The organism is Mesorhizobium sp. M6A.T.Ce.TU.002.03.1.1 (assembly GCF_003997275.1).
Classification (GTDB): Bacteria; Pseudomonadota; Alphaproteobacteria; order Rhizobiales; family Rhizobiaceae; genus Mesorhizobium; species Mesorhizobium mediterraneum.
Map to the genome: position 1 here is coordinate 16843 of NZ_RZTI01000020.1, position 18214 is coordinate 35056.

16 protein-coding genes are annotated in these 18214 nt (G+C 56.9%); 15 read left to right on the forward strand and 1 reads right to left on the reverse strand.

Going from position 1 to position 18214, the window contains the following annotated elements; all coding sequences use genetic code 11:
- Positions 1 to 180 precede the first annotated feature (180 nt).
- The 3 genes from EOC93_RS09060 (at position 181) to EOC93_RS09070 (ending at position 3413) form a co-directional block, all read left to right on the forward strand.
- On the forward strand, positions 181 to 924 hold the full coding sequence (locus tag EOC93_RS09060; RefSeq protein ID WP_127204427.1) for a methyltransferase domain-containing protein: 744 nt from the start codon (positions 181 to 183) through the stop codon (positions 922 to 924).
- A gap of 10 nt (positions 925 to 934) precedes the next feature.
- A complete protein-coding gene (locus EOC93_RS09065) occupies positions 935 to 2011 on the forward strand; it encodes a glycosyltransferase (protein WP_095486130.1) in 1077 nt (358 codons plus the stop codon).
- 172 nt (positions 2012 to 2183) lie between these two features.
- A complete protein-coding gene (locus EOC93_RS09070) occupies positions 2184 to 3413 on the forward strand; it encodes an O-antigen ligase family protein (RefSeq protein ID WP_127204428.1) in 1230 nt (409 codons plus the stop codon).
- A gap of 68 nt (positions 3414 to 3481) precedes the next feature.
- Here the strand turns inward: EOC93_RS09070 and EOC93_RS09075 are convergent, their stop codons facing one another.
- Positions 3482 to 4189 carry a hypothetical protein gene (locus EOC93_RS09075; protein WP_164759090.1) on the reverse strand — a complete coding sequence of 236 codons (708 nt, stop codon included), beginning with the start codon at positions 4187 to 4189 and terminating at the stop codon, positions 3482 to 3484.
- A gap of 456 nt (positions 4190 to 4645) precedes the next feature.
- On the opposite strand from EOC93_RS09075, the gene EOC93_RS09080 reads away from it, so the two are divergent.
- The 12 genes from EOC93_RS09080 to EOC93_RS09130 all read left to right on the forward strand — a co-directional run bounded on the left by EOC93_RS09080 (position 4646) and on the right by EOC93_RS09130 (position 18209).
- Positions 4646 to 5485, forward strand: coding sequence for a class I SAM-dependent methyltransferase (locus EOC93_RS09080; RefSeq protein WP_095486127.1), 840 nt, complete (start codon positions 4646 to 4648; stop codon positions 5483 to 5485).
- Complete coding sequence (locus EOC93_RS09085; RefSeq protein WP_158302599.1) at positions 5427 to 6464, forward strand: SDR family oxidoreductase; 1038 nt, start codon at positions 5427 to 5429, stop codon at positions 6462 to 6464. Before EOC93_RS09080 ends, EOC93_RS09085 begins: the two co-directional genes overlap by 59 nt.
- Positions 6461 to 7636 carry a glycosyltransferase family 1 protein gene (locus tag EOC93_RS09090; protein WP_126103186.1) on the forward strand — a complete coding sequence of 392 codons (1176 nt, stop codon included), beginning with the start codon at positions 6461 to 6463 and terminating at the stop codon, positions 7634 to 7636. The genes EOC93_RS09085 and EOC93_RS09090 overlap by 4 nt, the downstream gene beginning before the upstream one ends.
- Positions 7633 to 9873 carry a mannose-1-phosphate guanylyltransferase/mannose-6-phosphate isomerase gene (locus tag EOC93_RS09095; RefSeq protein WP_095486124.1) on the forward strand — a complete coding sequence of 747 codons (2241 nt, stop codon included), beginning with the start codon at positions 7633 to 7635 and terminating at the stop codon, positions 9871 to 9873. Before EOC93_RS09090 ends, EOC93_RS09095 begins: the two co-directional genes overlap by 4 nt.
- Positions 9874 to 9922: 49 nt before the next feature.
- Positions 9923 to 10396, forward strand: coding sequence for a hypothetical protein (locus EOC93_RS09100; RefSeq protein WP_095486123.1), 474 nt, complete (start codon positions 9923 to 9925; stop codon positions 10394 to 10396).
- Between the two features lie 372 nt (positions 10397 to 10768).
- On the forward strand, positions 10769 to 11275 hold the full coding sequence (locus EOC93_RS09105) for a hypothetical protein (RefSeq protein ID WP_126103184.1): 507 nt from the start codon (positions 10769 to 10771) through the stop codon (positions 11273 to 11275).
- Between the two features lie 108 nt (positions 11276 to 11383).
- Positions 11384 to 11542 (forward strand): hypothetical protein, encoded by a 159-nt coding sequence (locus EOC93_RS34045; protein ID WP_164547023.1) that lies wholly within the window; start codon positions 11384 to 11386, stop codon positions 11540 to 11542.
- 108 nt (positions 11543 to 11650) lie between these two features.
- Positions 11651 to 12460 (forward strand): CpsB/CapC family capsule biosynthesis tyrosine phosphatase, encoded by an 810-nt coding sequence (locus EOC93_RS09110; RefSeq protein WP_095486121.1) that lies wholly within the window; start codon positions 11651 to 11653, stop codon positions 12458 to 12460.
- The gene (locus EOC93_RS09115) at positions 12460 to 13239 is read left to right on the forward strand and encodes a polysaccharide biosynthesis/export family protein (protein ID WP_095486120.1); all 780 of its coding nucleotides are present in this window, start codon (positions 12460 to 12462) and stop codon (positions 13237 to 13239) included. Before EOC93_RS09110 ends, EOC93_RS09115 begins: the two co-directional genes overlap by 1 nt.
- 56 nt (positions 13240 to 13295) lie before the next feature.
- Entirely contained in the window at positions 13296 to 15677 is a 2382-nt protein-coding gene (locus EOC93_RS09120; RefSeq protein WP_126103183.1) for a polysaccharide biosynthesis tyrosine autokinase, read from the forward strand.
- Entirely contained in the window at positions 15565 to 16824 is a 1260-nt protein-coding gene (locus EOC93_RS09125; protein ID WP_164547022.1) for a hypothetical protein, read from the forward strand. The genes EOC93_RS09120 and EOC93_RS09125 overlap by 113 nt, the downstream gene beginning before the upstream one ends.
- On the forward strand, positions 16821 to 18209 hold the full coding sequence (locus tag EOC93_RS09130; protein WP_126103182.1) for an O-antigen ligase family protein: 1389 nt from the start codon (positions 16821 to 16823) through the stop codon (positions 18207 to 18209). Before EOC93_RS09125 ends, EOC93_RS09130 begins: the two co-directional genes overlap by 4 nt.
- Positions 18210 to 18214 lie beyond the last annotated feature (5 nt).

The following is an 18214-nucleotide window of genomic DNA, read 5'->3' on the forward strand; positions in this document are numbered from 1 at the left end:
AAGAGAGACACGACAACGCTTCGTTTCATTCTTGACCGGCATCCAGAAATCGAATTGCGCGAGAGGCGCCACCTTCATCGGGTTGGAGAAATGGGGCGAATCTCGTGGTGCAGCTGGCTATGCCATATCCACTAGGAAGCAGCTATCCGCGGTACGACCGATTGGCAGAAAAGGGATACGGTGATTCTCAAGACATTTATTGGCTGGAACAGGAATGCTGCAGCATGGCTCGAACGCCGTTTTCCCCGAATCTTCGGTGCGCCATCCTACAAGGAAGAACTTGAACGGCGTATCGCTGACGATGTTGCGCGCCTAAGGCCGTCGGCGATCCTCGAAGTCGGCGGGATTGACCGGCCACTCCTCAAGCGGAGTGCTGATTTTACCTATATCGGGCTCGACATCGAGGAGAAGCCAGACTGCTATCGCATCTATGATCGATTTGTCGTCCAGTCGATTGAGCGGCCAGTCGATGTCGAGGCCGGCATGCTGATTTCGATCACATTGATGGAGCATATACCGGACAACAAGGCGGCGGCGCGTTCGATGTTTTTGGCGCTACGGCCGGGGGGCGTGATGCACCACTACATCCCATCGAAATGGCACCCCTATTCGGTGGCATTGCGGCTCGTCGGACCGGTTATGCAAAAATGGCTGATCCCGCACCTTAGGCCGTCTGCCGTCGGTGTTACCGGCTACCCGGCCTTTTTTGACCATTGCTCTCCTTCGGACATGGCGAAGCTGTTTAGCGGCCAAGGATTTGAGCGGGTCGACGTCATGTCATTTTACCGCGCCAGCGATTACTTTGCGTTCTTTTTACCCGCCTATCTTTCCGTCGCTCTGTTCGAGAATCTTTGCGCGGCCCTGAACTGGCGCATGTTCTGTTCCGGCTTCGTCATCAGCGCTACAAAACCCACTCACCAGTAAGAACGAGGCCATGCGACTTTTTCAAAATTCTGGGCTCAACCCAAGCTATCGGCCCCGGCTTGCTGACCTCGTCGGGCAGGCCAGGGGATTCGAGCAGCAGAAGGAAGTGTTTCTGAACGATCGCTACGGGGCGGCACACATTCTCTTGCCGATACTCGGGCGTAGCCCGGAGGCATTCTTTACGAACGGCGACGACGAATCACTGCAGCGGGCTTGGGCGCGCGAAAACGGGCTGGGCCAAGATACGCCGCTGGCCGACATTCTGCTTGCTCAGATCGAGCACCACAAGACAGATGTCTTCTACAATCTCGATCCATTTCGCTACGACGCCACCTTTGTGCGCCGCTTGCCAGGACATGTGAAACGAAAGATTGCCTGGCGCGCCGCACCAGGCAAGATTGACTTTTCAGGTTATGATCTCGTGCTTTGCAATTTTCCGTCCATGCGACAACTTTGGGAGGAGCAGGGCGCCAGGACGGCTCACTTTTTCCCCGCTCATGATCCGGAGCTCGATACCGTCGCCGCAAATCGGGACAGGGACATCGATGTCCTGTTCTTCGGTGGTTACAGTCGCCATCACCAGCGCCGGCGGCAGATATTGGAAGCTGTTGCAGGTCTTTCCAGCCGCCGCCGGGTTGTTTTCCATTTGGATCTATCACGCTATACACCGCTGGCCGAAACGCCGCTTGGCTGGTTCGGTCCCCTGAGAGCGGTGCGGCGCCCGCCTGCGATCCGCGAGGTCAGTGCGCCTCCCGTATTCGGTCGCTCTATGTACGCGCAGCTTGGAAGAGCCAAGGTCGTGGTCAACGCCTCAATCGACATGGCAGGCCCTGACCGTGGCAATATGCGCTGTTTCGAAACCTTGGGTGCCGGGGCTCTGCTGGTTTCCGATTCCGGTAACTATCCAGCGCCGATGTACGATGGGCAAACCATGGCAGTTTATGAGCACCCGCAGGACGCATCAGAAAAAATCGCACGGCAATTGGACAGCGGGAACTGGGACGGGATCGGTTGGGCCGGTCACCGCGCAATCCGTGAAGAATACAGCAAGCAGCGACAATTTGAGCGGTTTCTCGAACTGACATAGCGGAGGATTCCGTCGTTTAGCGATCAATAGCGATGGGACGCTCTGTGTGCAGCGGCTATGACCCGAGAGCGGGCTTTTGGGCGACGCGCATTGGGTGGCCAGCGCCAACCCATTGTCTTGACTGGAAGAGACATGGTATCGATCTTGCTGTTTCAAAGGTGCCATTATCGTTATGCATGTCAGCAAACCCGTCCCGATTTACAAGGATTTGTGGGCGTGGAGCTTTGCTCTGGCGCTTGCCGGTTATCCGTTGGTCGGGCTCCTTTCATCTGTGACCGGACGAGAAGATGAGAGGCTTTCGATCGCCTTTCGGCTTCTGGTAGTTTGCCTCTGTGGGCTGTCTTTTTTGTTTTCAGACCGGCAGAAAGCCTGGCGGTTCGGGGACGTATGGTTATTGTCTTTCGTCGGACTTTACCTGCTGAAGCTTGGCATTGACGCTTCCGAGATCGCTAAGGCGAGGGACGATCTTGTATTTGCCATCATCACTTCGATCGTGCCCGCGGCTTTTCTGGGCCTGTCGACGAACAGATGGTCGGAGATCAACGTGGCGTGGGCTCTTTTTGCTGTTGGGGCATTGAGCGTGGCGGGCATCGTTTGGCTTCAATATAGTGGCTCCAATGCCGTGCTGATCGATAGTACGGACCGAGTCCATTTCGCGCGGTTGAACCCTATTTCCATTGGTCACGCCGGTGTGACTACACTTATCGCCTCGTACACGCTGATAAGAATTCCCCAAAGAAAAATTCTGAAGATCGCAATTGTTGCTGTAATCGTCACCTCGGCAGCCGCCATTTATCTGGCTGCTGCTCGCGGTCCGATTGTCGCCTTGGCATGTTGCGCCATTTTGCTTCCCATGCTCCGTCCCAAATTCATGACCATGATGATGTGTCTGTTGTTTCTTACGGGCGCAGTGTTGGTGTTGGCGGTCACGGACATAACGCCGTTGCTGGATAAGTTCCATTTGACGGCGATTGGAAAAGACACTTCAACAACGAGCCGTCTTGGATCGATTGCATTGTCGTGGGAGCTCTTTCAGCAAAACCCATTGTTTGGATACGGGACGCAACTGCCTTTGTACGGATATCCGCACAATATGTTCATGGAGATCCTTCAAGCCATGGGGCTTCTCGGCATGGCGATATTCGTTCCGGTTTTCGTGAAGGTAGCAAAGGCGGTAAAGTTTTTGGCCGACAGGCGCTTGGCGCTCCTGCCGCTTTTGACCACGCAAGCCATCGTCGGAGCCCAATTTTCCGGATCGCTCTGGGGTGCAGCGTTCCTTTGGATTGTCGTTACGGTCATGATCTTCCGCGTCAACGCCATGAGGTCGTTTGATTTGTGGGCACACCGACGCATGATGTCGCGCTCATATGCCCGGTTTGGAGCACCCATCAGGGCCGGATAACCGGACGCCATAGCCCGCTCGAAAACCGGTATGCACCGGACATGAGCCGGCGATACGTTGACCCGCCACTATGGAGCCTTGTCAAGCTCGTTCAGGAATCTCAAGGTAGCTTGCCACCACTCCGCTTTTTCATCCCATTTCGCTGGCCGATAAGGGGAATTGCTGCCGATGGTACCCCATAGAACGATACCGTCAGCCAGCTTCCTGCAAGTGTCCAGTTGGGTATACCAGAGATCGCCTGGCAGAAAGGCCATGGTCTTATGAAACTGCGGCCACAGAAAGCAGTAGACCGGCTTCCCTTGTGAAATCCTTCGTGCTTCCCCGATATTGGCCCGTGCATAGGCCACCCAGGCGTCCTTGTCGCCGTAAAATGTATACAGGGAGGGAAATAGCGCATCGACATAAGGGACGAGGGCGGACCCGATCTTGGTGTTTTGCTGCTTCCAATCGTCCAGTGCAACGGCGCCCTGGTGGCCGATCGCTCTCCAATGATCCCTGAGCGGCAAGACAGCATAAAGGCCGAGCTTGACGCTCGGGTCTGACTTTCTGAAGGCGCTGAGCGTCTTCTGATATTTCGCGATGGACGACGCTTGATCCGGGCCCTCCAAGGGCCAGCTTTCAATGTCGATATTCAGATATTCGTTACTCCTCGGCATTGCCAGCGCTTGCTGCACTTGGCCAGCGTCGGGAACGTCCGGTCCCAGAACATGAGGGTCCACGATCCTCAGGTACTCGAAGCCGAACGAACGAAAATCGGGCCCGCCGGCGAAGTTCATAGCCTCGAAAAGCCTGAACGGAGCCTGCGTCTGCGCTATCGCCGGCCAAGACGTTAGAAGGCATATTATGCAGAATATTGTCTTGAAAAACATGATGCTCGCTATCCGTAGTCCGCAACGGGTGAGTTTGCGCTTCCGATATTGGCGCGGGTCGAATTCTCGTGATCTGAACTTGACGAGTCTCGAAACGGTAGCTTAGCTGGACGTCTCGAACAACCTCCTAACTAAAGCGTGATCGACGCTGGAAATTATCCGCCTGGGATGGTGGACGGGCGAAGCATGCGGGCCTATGACCGAAGCGCTATCCCACTCGTTAAGCTAAGCCTTGGCGGTGGTCGTCTCGGGCAATCTGAGAAATCTGGCGAGAGAGCGAGATTGTTGTGACCAAGAACATGCCGCCTTACGCAGTTGTCGCCGGAAATCCGGCGCGGATGATCCAGCATTTGGGTTCTCTCGATGCCTGAAGCGGCCATGAATTGGGAAGACGCCGTCCGCTGGTGCATGAGCGAGCCTTCGATGAAAGAGCTCGCCCGCGCCGCCTATTTTGACGATCCGGTTGTGGCCGCACAGCGCTATCACCAAAGCGCGGAGTTCGACGCGGTTCGCAGCATGATCCCGCGCAAGGCGGGCCGTGCTCTCGATCTTGGCGCCGGCAACGGCATTCTCTCCTATGCCTTGGCGCGCGAGGGGTGGTCCGTAACCGCTGTCGAGCCCGATCCGAGCGCACTCGTAGGCGCCGCTGCGATCCGGACTCTTGCCGAAAGGACAGGCACGCCGATCGACGTGATCGAAGCGTTCGGTGAGGCGATCCCGTTATCCGCGGCAGGCTATGATTTGGTCGTCGCACGGCAGGTGCTTCATCACGCCCATGACCTTCCGGCTTTCTGCCGCGAAATGGCGCGTCTCTCTCGCGAAGGCGCGACGATCCTGTCGTTGCGCGACCATGTTGTCTCCGGGCCGCAGCAACTCGAGCCTTTTCTGCGCGCTCACCCGCTTCATCACCTCTATGGTGGAGAGAACGCCTTTACGCTGGCGGCCTACCGCGCTGCAATCCAGGAGGCCGGGCTGACGATCGACCGCGAATTGAACTCATTCCAGTCCGTCGTGAATTATGACCCAATGACACCATCTGAGATTCGCGAGAGGCTCGCCAAAATCTTTGGCCCGTTCTCCCCGGTTGTTCGCCTGGCTCTTTCGCCTGTTCCCTTTGGTGTCGTCGCCAGGGTCGCCGCGTCGGTTGACCGCCGGCCCGGGCGCCTGGTCTCTTTCCTTTGCCATAAGCACGGGAAGGACTGATTTCTTGACACAATCACAAGAGGCTAAGCCTGTCTGGGTGACTGGAGCCGGCGGTTTTATCGGCCTGCACCTCGCTCGTTTCCTTGCTCAAAAGGGCTGCCACGTCATTGGCTTCGGTCGAAAAGAAGCACCCGAGTTTGCTATGGCAACCCACGGCGCCTTTCTTTCGGGCGGGGTGACCGTGGAAACGCTGGATGCGGCTCTGGCGGCGCATGGCCGCCCAGCAGCCGTGTATCATTTGGCGGGTGGCGCAACGGTCGGCCAGTCAATTGCCGATCCCCTGAAGGACTTTGAACAAAGTGTTGTCTCTGCGGCTCGTGTGCTTGATTTCTTGCGCCGCCACGCACCCGATGCACCTGTCGTTCTTGCATCCTCGGCTGCGGTCTATGGCGGCGGGCATGCCGGTTCGATCAGGGTCGACGCGGCGCTCGATCCCTATTCTCCGTATGGCTATCACAAACGCATGGTCGAGGAGCTTGGCCGGTCATATTGTGCCGCATACGGCCAGCCGGTCTCGGTGGCTCGCCTCTTTTCGGTCTATGGCGAAGGATTGCGCAAGCAGCTGCTCTGGGATCTCTGCGGCAGGCTCGCGGCAGGCGAAACCGACATTGTGCTTGGCGGCACGGGTACGGAAATGAGGGATTGGCACCATGTCTCGGATGTCGTGCGTTTGATCCATCGCATTTTGCCTGCCGGCGAACCGCGCTTCGCCATCTATAATGGCGGTGCGGGCGCAGCTGCGTCCGTCAGCACGATTTCCAGCATGATTTTGAAGGCCTGGGGAGGGAACCATCGCCTCTCGTTTTCTGGTGAGTCCCGGCGGGGCGACCCTGTCAATCTGATCTCGGATCCGTCCGGCGTCCCGGAGGGGCTTCAGTTGCAGGTGCCGCTCAGCAAGGGTATTGCAGGCTACGTCGATTGGTATCGCGCCGACGTTCTCGCCGAGCCTGTCGGTCGTCAGCGGCGCGCCGCGCCTTGATTACCGTCGGTTTCACTCTCATCGGCCGCGGAACTTGGTCAGGCGGCGAATCCTATCTACGCAACATGTTGAGCGTTATCGCCTCCGAGCTGCGTGGTAAGGTGCAGGCGAAACTGTTTCTTACACCCGAGCAGCATTCAAGCATTGGCGCGTCCTTCGATCATATGTTGGCTGCACCCGCTATTATTGATGACCGGGTCATGGGCGCCGGGCTCGGCAGGCGAGGGCTGATCGCACTTGCTGGCGGAAGGGATCGTGCCTTCGCGGACCTTGTCGCTGCGCAAGGCATCGATGTTGTCTTTGAAGTCGCCCAGTGGTTCGGGAACCGGTTTCCAGTACCGGTTGTTTCCTGGATCCCGGATTTCCAGCACCGGCGCCTGCCGCAACTCTTTCCGCGTAGCGCCTGGTGGCGCAGGGATCTCGGCTATCGCCTGCAGACGTCCGGAAATCGTACGATAATGCTATCGAGTGGGGATGCGCTGGCGGACTGCGAAACATTCTATCCAGCCTCGCGCAACAAGACCGCTGTCGTGCGTTTCGCTATCGACCTCGATCCCGGTGCCATCCTGGCGCGCGCCGATGAGGCGCGACAGGCACATGGTCTGCCTGCGCGTTTCTTCTTCCTCCCCAACCAGTTTTGGATCCACAAGAACCATAGGCTGGTCATAGAGGCGTTGAGGCATATAGGCCAAATGGGGGCGCTGGACTCCTTGCCGCCGATAATCCTCACGGGGCGCACCACCGATCCGCGCGACCCGACATTGTTCAAGCGCATGATGGAGCTTGCGGAAACGCACCGGCTCGGAAGCCATTTTCGACACCTCGGATTGATTCCCTATGACGATGTCGTCGCCCTGATCGGAGCCGCGGACTATCTCCTGAACCCTTCGCACTTCGAGGGGTGGTCAACCACGGTCGAGGAAGCGAAGTCGCTGGGAACGCCGATGCTGCTGTCCGACATTCCGCTGCATCGCGAGCAGGCGCCGGAATCGCTCTTCTTCGCACCCGATAGTGCAGAAGCGCTGGCGCAGCGACTCCTGGAGGCCGGGCAGCGCCCACGCTTAGCCCGCGATAGTGTCGCCGTGCTGCAGGGTCGGCAACAAATGCGCCGCCGAGACTACGCGGCAGCGCTCCTTGCTTTGTTTGAAAATGTCAGAGGTGTCACCCAATGACCGAACGGATCGTCAGTTTTGTCATGAGCGGCGGCGTTGGCTCACGGCTGTGGCCGCTGTCGCGCGAGGACAATCCCAAGCAGTTCCATGACTTTTCGGGCGATGGCTCGATGCTGGCCAAGACGTTGCGCCGGTTGACGGCGCGGCCGGATGGTGAAACGCCGATTTTCCTGATTGCCTCGGAGCGGCACGCCGACCGCGTCCATGCCGACCTCGCCGGCCTCGACCTTTCCGGCGGCGGCCCCTTGTTCGAGCCGACCGGCCGCAACACTGCCGCCGCCGTTGCCTTGGCGACGCTGCGCACCTTGTCCGAATATGGCGACAGCCTGGTGCTGGTGGTGCCGTCCGATCATGAGATCACTACCGCACGGCAATTCTGGCAGAGCGTGGAAAACGGCGCCGGTGCGGCGCGCGCGGGCCGGCTGGTGGTGTTCGGCATCAAGCCTAGCCAGCCGGAGACCGGCTACGGCTATATCGAGGTCGCCGGCGAGAAGGATGGCATCTGCGATGTCTCGCGTTTTGTCGAGAAACCGGACCTCGCGACCGCGCAAAGCTATCTGGCGGCCGGTAACTTCTACTGGAACACTGGCATCTTCCTGTTTCGTGCCAGCGCCATGCGCGACGCTTTCACGGCTTTCGAGCCCGAGATATGGAATGCCACCGAAATTGCCTACCAGGCAGCGACATCAGATCTTTCCGGTCTCTATATGCCTCTGGAGCTCTACGCCGCCATTCCCTCGACGTCGATCGACTACGCGATCATGGAGCGCGCCAGTCACATCGCCATGGTACCGGCCGGCTTCCGCTGGAACGATCTCGGTTCCTGGCAATCACTGCTCGATGTCGGTCCCTCCGACGAAGAGGGCAACGTCATCGTCGGCGACGTCGTCGCCATCGACTGCGAGAACTCCTACATCCGCAGCGACAGTCGCTTGCTGTCGGCCATCGGCCTGAAGGACGTTGCCATCGTCTCGACCGCCGACGCCACCTTCGTCGCCCCGGTCAGCCGCAGCCAGAACGTCAAGAAGATTGTAGAGCAGCTCGAAAAGAGCGGTCGGCTTGAAACCAGGTTCACGCCCGCCGACGACCGCGTGATCGAAAGCGGCGCTTGGCGGCGCCGCGTTCACCACTGGCTGTTTGAAGAGACGGTGCCGCTATGGTCCACGGTCGGTGTCGACGAGCGCCATGGCGGTTTCCACGAGGCACTCGGCTTTGACGCCACACCGCTGATGAAGCCTAAGCGCATGCGCACCATGGCCAGGCAAGTCTACGCCTTCGCTGTCGCCAAGGCGCGCGGCTGGGATGGGCCCGCCGACAGGTTGATCAGCCACGGCATCGAATTCATGAACAGGAACGGCCGCACCGACAATGGCGGCTGGGTGCGCACGCTTAATGTCGATGGCACGGTCGCCGATGCCACAGAGGATGCCTACGATCATTCCTGCGTGCTCCTTGCGCTGGCGCATGCCCATATGGTCGGCAATGCCGATGCATTGCGGCTTGGCGAAGAAACGTTTTCGTTTCTCGACGCGCATCTCGAGGATCACCGCATGACCGGCTTTCTCGAAACGTCGAGCGGCGCGGGCGAACGCCGCTCCAACCCACACATGCATCTGCTCGAGGCTTTCCTGGCCTGGCATCAAGCGACCGGCGATCTCGCCTATCTTCGCCGCGCCGCGCGCATCGTCGATCTGTTTCGCAGCCATTTCTTCGATCCGGAAAGCTGGACGTTGGGCGAATATTTCGACGCCGAGTGGAGCCCGGCGGAGGGCGAGAAAGGCGGATGGACGGAACCCGGCCACCATTTCGAATGGGCTTCGCTGCTGGTCGACTTCGCAGGGCGCACCGGCCAGAGCGAACTAACCAGCTTTGCCAGAAAGCTCTATGCCTCGGCCATCGCCAACGGCCTCAATCGCGCCACCGGCCTCGCCTATGGCGCCGTCTCGCGGCAAGGCCTGCCGCTCGACCTTGTCTCGCGCAGTTGGCCGCAGGCCGAAGCAATCAAAGCAGCGATTGCACTGGACGGTTCGGGCGGTCCCGACCTCAAGCCGGAGATCGAAGCACGTGTCGGTCGCCTGTTCCGTTGGCACATCAATCCGGCGCCGCTCGGCCTGTGGATAGACCGCATCGACGAGCGGGGGCGCTCGCTGGCGAGCGATGTACCGGCAAGCATCTTCTACCATCTGGTCTGTGCGCTGACCCAGTATCTCGACAGCACGGTCGGCGAATCTCGGTAGAGCGATTGACGGAGAGACGCGTGCTTGGCCACGGCGGGAGTGAGAATTTTTGTCGTTCAAGAAAATAGGCTTGCTGGCACTCGTTGCCTTGGCGTTTGCGATTGGCTTCTTTGCCATCATCGTGAAAAAAGGGACGCCTGTTCGTTCGCAACCCCCTAGGCCGCAAGCGGCGCTTGAGCCGTTTGATGGCAAGCTTTCCATCCAGGCGGTCGATGATCTTCGCGTCGGTGGCCGCAAGATTGTGTTGTGCGGCGTGGCGTTTACCAAGCCGCGATCTATGCGTGCGATGGTAACGGAGGCGGCGCGCCGGGATTACCAAGGGCTCGCCCTGACCTGCAAACCGGTCGGCACGGGGACGCCTTGCGACGGCAATGTCGCCTCAAAGTTTGGTGATGCCATCGTTGTGCAATGCCTCACGTCCGATGGCACGGATTTGGCGGCGAAGCTTGCCGAGAACGGCATCTTGTGCGGTCAGCCTGCGCAGGCAGGTCCGATCTACAAATCTTGCTTGTCGGGTTCGTAGCTCACGGGTTCCCTAACTGCCCCTCGCATTCCCATGGATCGCGACTGTCATAAAACGAAAGGCAGGATGTGCGATGACGCCCCCAAGTCAAACAGAGTCGACTCATAATCCCTGTACGAAGCACGGCGCGATTGGCGGTCATCAGGGCCCAAGAAATAGACCTGACTTTCCGACAATTTCCAGATGGGCCGGCGCTAGAATGCTAAATTCAAATCTGCCACGTGAGTGTGTCCGATGAAACACAGCGGAACCAAAAAGTCATCTCGCACCTGCGAAGCAGGTTGGAATCAAAGCAAAAAGCTGTTACGCGCTTGTTCAATACCTTGGTACTTGGGCGGGACGAGGTACGGCGGGAAAAAAGGATCGAAACGAATGAACCTTACTGTAAAAATTGCGTTGGCCGGATTTGTCGCCTCAATCGGCTTCGGCTCGGTTTCGTCTTTCGCTCAGGACACGCCATGCACCTGTACGACCCCTTACCAGGGAGCGGCGAATTCGATTGGTTCCATCGGGCACGCCAATGGTGACGTAATGGTTTCGCAAGCCGCCGGCTATGGCCCGGCCAAAGCGGGAAATGCGCTGGATTTCGGCAGCCGCGTAGTGGTCGGAGCCAGGGGATCGGCTTCCGTCAAGGTCGGTGGCTGCAATCTGGATGTGCCGGCTAATTCAAGCCTCGACATTTCTCGTGTCGAGAACAATATCTGCCTGAAAGTTGTGGGCTCCGAGCAGACGGCTGCCGCCGTTAGCTCTGAGTATACGGGTCAGATTCCCCCGGGCGGCAACCGGTCCAACACTCCGCTATTCATTTTCGGTGGTATGGCTGCCGCCGCCGGTATTCTGGCCGCAACGCAGGATGACGACGACGGCGTGAGCCGTTAGGCGCAACAGGACAATCGCAGCAAAGGCATGTGACGGCCTCTGCTGCGATTGTGTCGCCGGTGCCCTCTGTGCCTTGGGCTTAGCGCGCCGGCTGGAGCCGGGGTATTTATGAAACTCGTCAACCATACCGCTCTATTGCTTGAGTTGGAGCTGGGTGCGGTTCGTCTTGGGCGAACTCGCACCGTGACAGGTGGCGCGGCAACGCTGATCATTCGCTTGCACGATGACGGCAGCGCCGTCGGCGAATGGCTTGAATCTGGCAGCTAAAGCATTGCATGAATTTGATAAATGCGTCATTCGCTATCGTGCGGGTGGCGCATTTGCCTATTATCCGGGAGAAAATGTCACGTTGCTTCAGTGCGGCCACAAACGTCAATGATCGACCTGCATTCCCATATCTTGCCCGGTCTTGATGACGGCTCGCGCAGTCTTGCTGAATCGCTGGAAATGGCGCGGCTGGCCGTGGCAGACGGAACGACCCATATGGCGTGCACGCCTCATATCGTGCCAGGCATGTATGAAAACGGATCAGCAAATATTGCCCGAGCTGTTCAAGGGCTGGAGCAGGCGCTGCGCCGGGCCGAAATACCGCTCGCTCTTTATGTCGGCGCCGACGTTCATGTAGCGCCCGATCTTCCGGAGCAATTGGCTCTCGGCGATGTGCCGACGTTAAACAGGTCTCGCTATTTTCTATTCGAACCGCCGCATCACGTTTTACCGCCAAGGCTGGAAGATCTTGCTCTACGTCTCGTAAATGCCGGGTTCGTCCCGATTCTTACCCATCCTGAGCGGCTGACCTGGATCAAGGCAAATTACGACGTTGTCGAGAGGTTGAATGCAATGGGCTGCCTTGTTCAGCTTACGGCAGACTCGATTGTTGGTGCTTTTGGGCGCACGGCACTTTACTATTCGGAAAAGCTGATTGACGAAGGCAGGGTAGATATTATCGCATCCGACACTCATGGCGCCACTCGCCGGCGTCCTGGGCTCTCGCAGGCAGTCGCTGCTGCCGCGAAGCGATGTGGGGAAGATGAGGCCCGCAATATGGTGTTCAAACGTCCAGGCGAAATATTGGCGAATCGGCACCTCGAGCCGGTCGGAAAGGCACACGCAAAAAAACCAAGCCCCGGCAACGTCGGTCGCTTTGCGGGATTGGGTCGCTTGTTGAAGGGTGGGACGGCGTGATGGGCGTTTTTCATTTCGCAAAAGGCTGTATGGGCACGATGTGTGTCTTGCTCGCTTCGCTCACGATGTCTGCCTGCACAAGCACCTCGTCAACGACACCGGCTTCGGTCGATGCGCTGCAATTGACTTCAACCTCTGCGCCGCTTTCGGGCGGCGGTGCCCTGCAGGTCGTAAAGGACCTGCCTGCGCCGCAAAACACCCAGAACGGCAGCGAGCAGCCTTTGTCTCCGAACGACGTGCTCGAGGTGAATGTGTTCCAGGTCGACAATCTGAACAGAACCGTTCAAGTCGACGCCGGCGGGCAAATTTCGCTTCCACTTATCGGCACCGTCGCCGCGGCGGGAAAGACCGTCCGTCAGTTGGAGCAGGAAATCGAAACGGCATACGGCGCCAACTATCTGCAGTCGCCCGATGTGTCGGTTTTCGTCAAGGAATCGATCGGACAGCGCATTACCGTCGACGGCGAAGTTGCCAGGGCCGGTATCTTTCCGGTATCGAGCAATTCTTCTCTCATCGATGCGATCGCCCTTGCCGGAGGGTTTAATAATGTTGGAGATGCAAAAAAGGTCTTTGTCTACCGCACTATTGGCCCAAACACGTTGGTCGCAAATTACAATGTGGAGGAGATTCGTGCTGGCAAGAGCCGCAATCCACGCATCTACGGTGGTGACAAGGTTGTCGTCTTCGCCTCGAAATCGAAAATTGCGATGAACAATCTCAAAGACGCTCTCGGAGTTGCATCAAGCGCAGCGAGACTTGCGGTGGTCCCGGGACTATAAATTGCAGCTGGTCGGAATTTTCGGAACACAGACAAACCCCAGGATCATGTCGCACCATGCTCGATCGTAACAGACAGCATCAAATTGCAGGCCCAGGACACGGCCAAGCCCTGTCCGCCGACCTGTATTATGACGGCGCGCACAACTATAGCCCCTACGGCCGCGATTACTCGGAGCAGGACGAAGGCTTCAATCCGCTCAAGCTGCTTTTTTACGTTGTCCAGTATCGGTGGCTGATCGTCATGATGGTAGCCGGCGGGCTTGTCGCCGGCGTCATCGTTACCATGATGCAGACGCCAAAATATCGGGCAACAGCACAATTGGAAGTGCTGGTTCCTTCGGCCAAGGTCTTCAAGGACATTGAAGTGGTTTCTGAAGCCAGCGACGCCTATCTGGTCTTTGAAACCGCCCGGGAAAAGCTGAAAAGCCGGGCTTTGGCGCAGCGCGTGGTTTTCCAACTAGGGCTTAGCGAAAAGCCGGATTTCCTGTTTCCGACCCCGAACTTCTCGCTTAGCAATATTTTCTATCGTGCGTTCGGAATTTCCAAATCGCCTTCCATTGAAGAGACAACCCCGGAGGAACGTGAGCAGATTGCAATCGGTCGCGTTCGAGGTGACCTCACAGTCAATTTGGTCCCCAACACCAGCCTGCTGTCGATTACGTTTGCCGACCAGAAACCGAAATATGCAAGTGATATAGCCAATCAGGTTGCGCAGAGTTTTATCGACCAGCGCCTCGATCAGACGAGCGAAACCTCAGACCTGGCACGGCAATTCATTCAGGAACAGGTTTTGCAGGTCAAGCAAAAGCTGCAGAAGTCGGAGGAGGAACTCGTCGCTTACGCAAAGGATGTAGGCATCACCATAACCGGCGACGAAAAGTCGCTGATTGGATCGAACATCGAGGCTTTGAACACGGCGCTCGCGACAGCAATCCAGGAACGTCTCGATGCCGGCCGGGTGGTGGAACAAATCGACAAAGGTCGCGGCGCGAGCCTTGGCCCGGTCTTGGAAAGCGAAGGTCTGCAGAAGCTCAGCGATAAACTGGCCGATTTGACCAGCCAGTATCAACAAAAATTGGGCATATTGAAACCCGGTTTTCCGGAAATGCAGCAGCTTCAGTCGCAGATCAAGGAGCTGCAACGGCTTTATAACAATGGCGTTTTGACTATAACCGATTCGCTGCGACAGAAATACCAGGAAGCTCAGAACAAGGAAGCCGACCTCAAGTCAAAGCTCGCCGAGATGGAGATGCAGCAGGTTATCTTCAACGACAAAAATATCAAATACACGATCCTGAAGCGCGAGGTTGATTCCAATAGGTCTCAGTATGACAGCCTTATTACCAAGCTGAACGAGGTTGGCGTCAGCTCAGAGCTCAAGTCACAAAGTGCCGCAATCGTGGATTTCGCAGCACAGCCTGGCAGCCCTTATTCTCCACGATTGACAATTAGTCTTGCAATCGCTCTGTTTCTTTTCATGGCTCTGAGCGCGTCAATTATCTATATCATCGAGTTGTTGAACAACACCTTCACCAATCCTGAGCAGGTCGAAAAGGAATTGGGATTGGCGATGCTCGGCATCTTGCCGCTTGTCGATGACCGGGAACTCATAGCCAGCATCGCCGATCAGAAATCCGGACTATCCGAAGCCTACCGTTCGCTTCGAACGTCGTTGCAGTTCTCCGGCGCCGAAGGTGCGCCGCGATCGCTGCTGGTCACGAGTTCGGAACCCTCGGAAGGCAAGTCGACCACCTCGTTCAAGCTCGGGCAGGATTTTGCGGCGCTCGGTGCAAGGGTTCTCATTGTCGACGGCGATCTTCGAAAGCCCAATCTTCATCGGCTGTTTGGTCTCGACAACACAATCGGACTGAGCAACCTCCTGACGAACACCGTCCGCAAGGAAGATCTGGCAAGCATTTTCAGGGCGACGAAATATCCTAATGTGACCGTTCTGACCTCTGGAACGATCCCGCCGAACCCCGCTGACCTGCTTTCTTCACCGAAGATGGCACTGATCATCACGAATCTCGGCAAGCGCTTCGATCTTGTCATAATCGATGCCCCACCGGTCGTCGGCCTTTCAGATGCGCCCATCCTCAGCCGGCTTGCCGAGGGCACATTGATGGTCATCTCTACCAATCAGGTGACGCGCAAGTCGGCGAAGACGGCGTTGAAACGCCTGCGAGCTGCCGGCGCGAACGTGGTCGGAGCGGCGATGTCGAAGTTTGCAGTGAACAAGTTCGATTACAACTACGGCTACAAGTATATGAACTATCAGTATTACGACTACGGCACGGGTACCCCGAAAATTGAGGGCAAAGTCGATGACGGAGCAGACCAGCCCGCTTATGCAAAATCTCCGGCGTTCAGGCGTTTGGTTCGTCGCATCCGTTCTGGTGTTGGCGGCTTCGTCGATCGGGCTAAGTCGATTTCTTGAAACCGAAACGCCAACCGTTTCCCTTGCGCTGGATCCGCTGAACGTCAATGCCCTGATAGGCGAAATTACCAACGACCTGAACGATACAAGCACCGCTCCCGATCTCGACGCATTGCTTGCCAAGGCCGAAAGCGCGCTTCGCTTTGACCTTGCGGACGCACGTCTCTACAGCCTGATCGGCGAGATCAAGTACCGACAAGGTGACAAAGTCCAAGCCTATGAATTTTTCGATCAGGCTCGAAATTTATCCAAGACTGAAATCCACGCGCTCCAGAGGTCGATCGGCCGCTCGATCGAAACAGGCGATCTGTCAAAGGCTGTTGGCGAGATCGATATTTTGCTGCGGCGATGGCCAGATCAATTTCCGGCGATCGCCGAGGGGCTGCCGACAATCCTCTCGAACCCCGATGGATACCAGGCTGTACTGGCGGCCATCAGGGCCGCGCCGCCCTGGAGAGCCAAGCTGTTGGTCGAGCTGGGCAAAACGCCCGACGGGCTCGATTTCGCAAATCGGCTGCTGCTCGATTTGATTGGGTCAAGCGTGCCACCAAACTCAAGCGAATTGTCCTATGTGATCTCCGGCCATATTCGACAGAAAGAATATGAACAAGCGTATCGGTTGTTTCTTTTCAGCCTGTCCGATCAAGAACGAAAGCTGGGCGGGTACATTTTCAACAGCACATTTGAGCCTGTGTCCAGCGGTAAGCCTTTTGACTGGCAGGTCGGCAATCAGTCGGGCCTGGAAGTTACGTTTCTATCATCTCAAGATGCGGTCGAAGGTGAGGGTGGAGCGACGGTCCGCTTCCTAAACACGCCCGTCAAGAACACAGCTCTTCAGCAATATATAGAACTGCCTCCAGGCTCCTATAAAATTTCTCTCGCTGCGTCTGCGAGAAACTTGAAGCTGCCAAAGGAGTTGTTCTGGTCGATCAGATGTGTGGGGCCGACCGGCGAAATAGCGCGTCTCAATATTCCGGAGGGTACATACAACCGCCAAGCGCTCAGTCAGGATTTTTCGGTTGGACCGGCTGGGTGCCCCATGCAATTGTTGAAGCTGGAAACTGCCGCCATCGCCGAGAGCTGGCGCTTTCGATATGTCGGTACGTTGATAATGCACAAATTGAGCATCGAGAGACTTTCATCTTGAGCGACCGGCCATCGGAATGGGATAAATATCTCCTCGGATCGGTTCTGTTTATATCGCTTTTGTTCGGCGGTGGCACTGCAAACGGCCTCTATACGGACACGCTGATTGAGATCGCGGCAATTGTCTCGGCGGCGGCTGTCTTTTCACAGACCTCTGGCCAGAGGGTCCCCCATTCTGTTCTGTGGCTGCTTATCTTCGCTGTGGCGTTGGTGATTTTGCAAATTGTCCCGCTGCCTGCGGCGATTTTCAGTGGATTGCGACCAGAGCTGTTGCTCGCAGATTCCGGGCTGGTTGGAGAAACTCGTTTTCGCTTCGTCAGCGTCGGAGTTGGACGGACGATTGAATGTCTGTTGTATCTGGTGGCGGCGGCGGCATTTTTTTTGAGCGTATTGCGTTTGCGCGTCGAGCAGGTGCACGGGCTTCTGCCGTTCTTTTTTATGGGTGTTATCTGTAACGGCTTGGCAGGCGCGATTCAATATTCGCTCTCCGACGACATCGCCATAGAGGGATTGTTGCCTTTCACGATCAACGCCGGGCTTTTTGCCAACGAGAATCATTTTGCGGCATTACTTTTTGTTTCTATCCCCTTCGTCGTTTATTATGGTCTGTTCCGCGGACATCTTTTGTCCGGATCGCTCGGGCTGGTCACGCTTTTGCTGCTTCTTTTGGCCGCCGGTTCGCGCGCCGGTGTTCTGATTGGACTGGCGATCACCGTACTGTCCATCGTCTTTCTTTCAGCGCGTTCCAAGGCGAGTGGATTCGGCATCCTGCTGATTTTCATTGCGCTTTCGGTCTACACCATGGGCGCGTGGACAAAGATCGATGCCGAGGCGGTTGATCCGGATTTCGGGCGAGGAGAATTTGCGCGTACCACTGTCGAAGGAATCAAAGAGAATTGGGCTACTGGCGTTGGGTTTGGGAATTTTCAAAAGGCTTATCAGATATACGAAAAAGAAGAGATGATTTTTAAGCAATACGTCAATCACGCCCATAATGAGTATCTTGAAATAGCCTTCGAAGGTGGAGCTCTCGCCATTCTGCTGATGGTGCTTTATTTCGTAATTCTTTTGATGGCGTTTACTAGAATTCGCCGCGACCCACTTCAAAAGGCGGCGTTTCTCTCGGTGTCTTTTCTTCTCATCCATTCACTGGTTGATTATCCGTTGCGGACCGAAGCGCTTGCAATGACGTTTGCCTTTATGAACGCCATCATCTTCCATAAGGGATTTTCAGACCGTTTGGCCCAGAAGAACGAATTGATCGAGATCGACCACAACGGTGACAAATTGTTTGTTCCAATCGAAACTTCGTCCCAACGCAAGCCAAGATTGACAAGCCGCCGCGTGAAACATAAGCACGAACGCGCGAAACATAAACACGAATAAGTTGC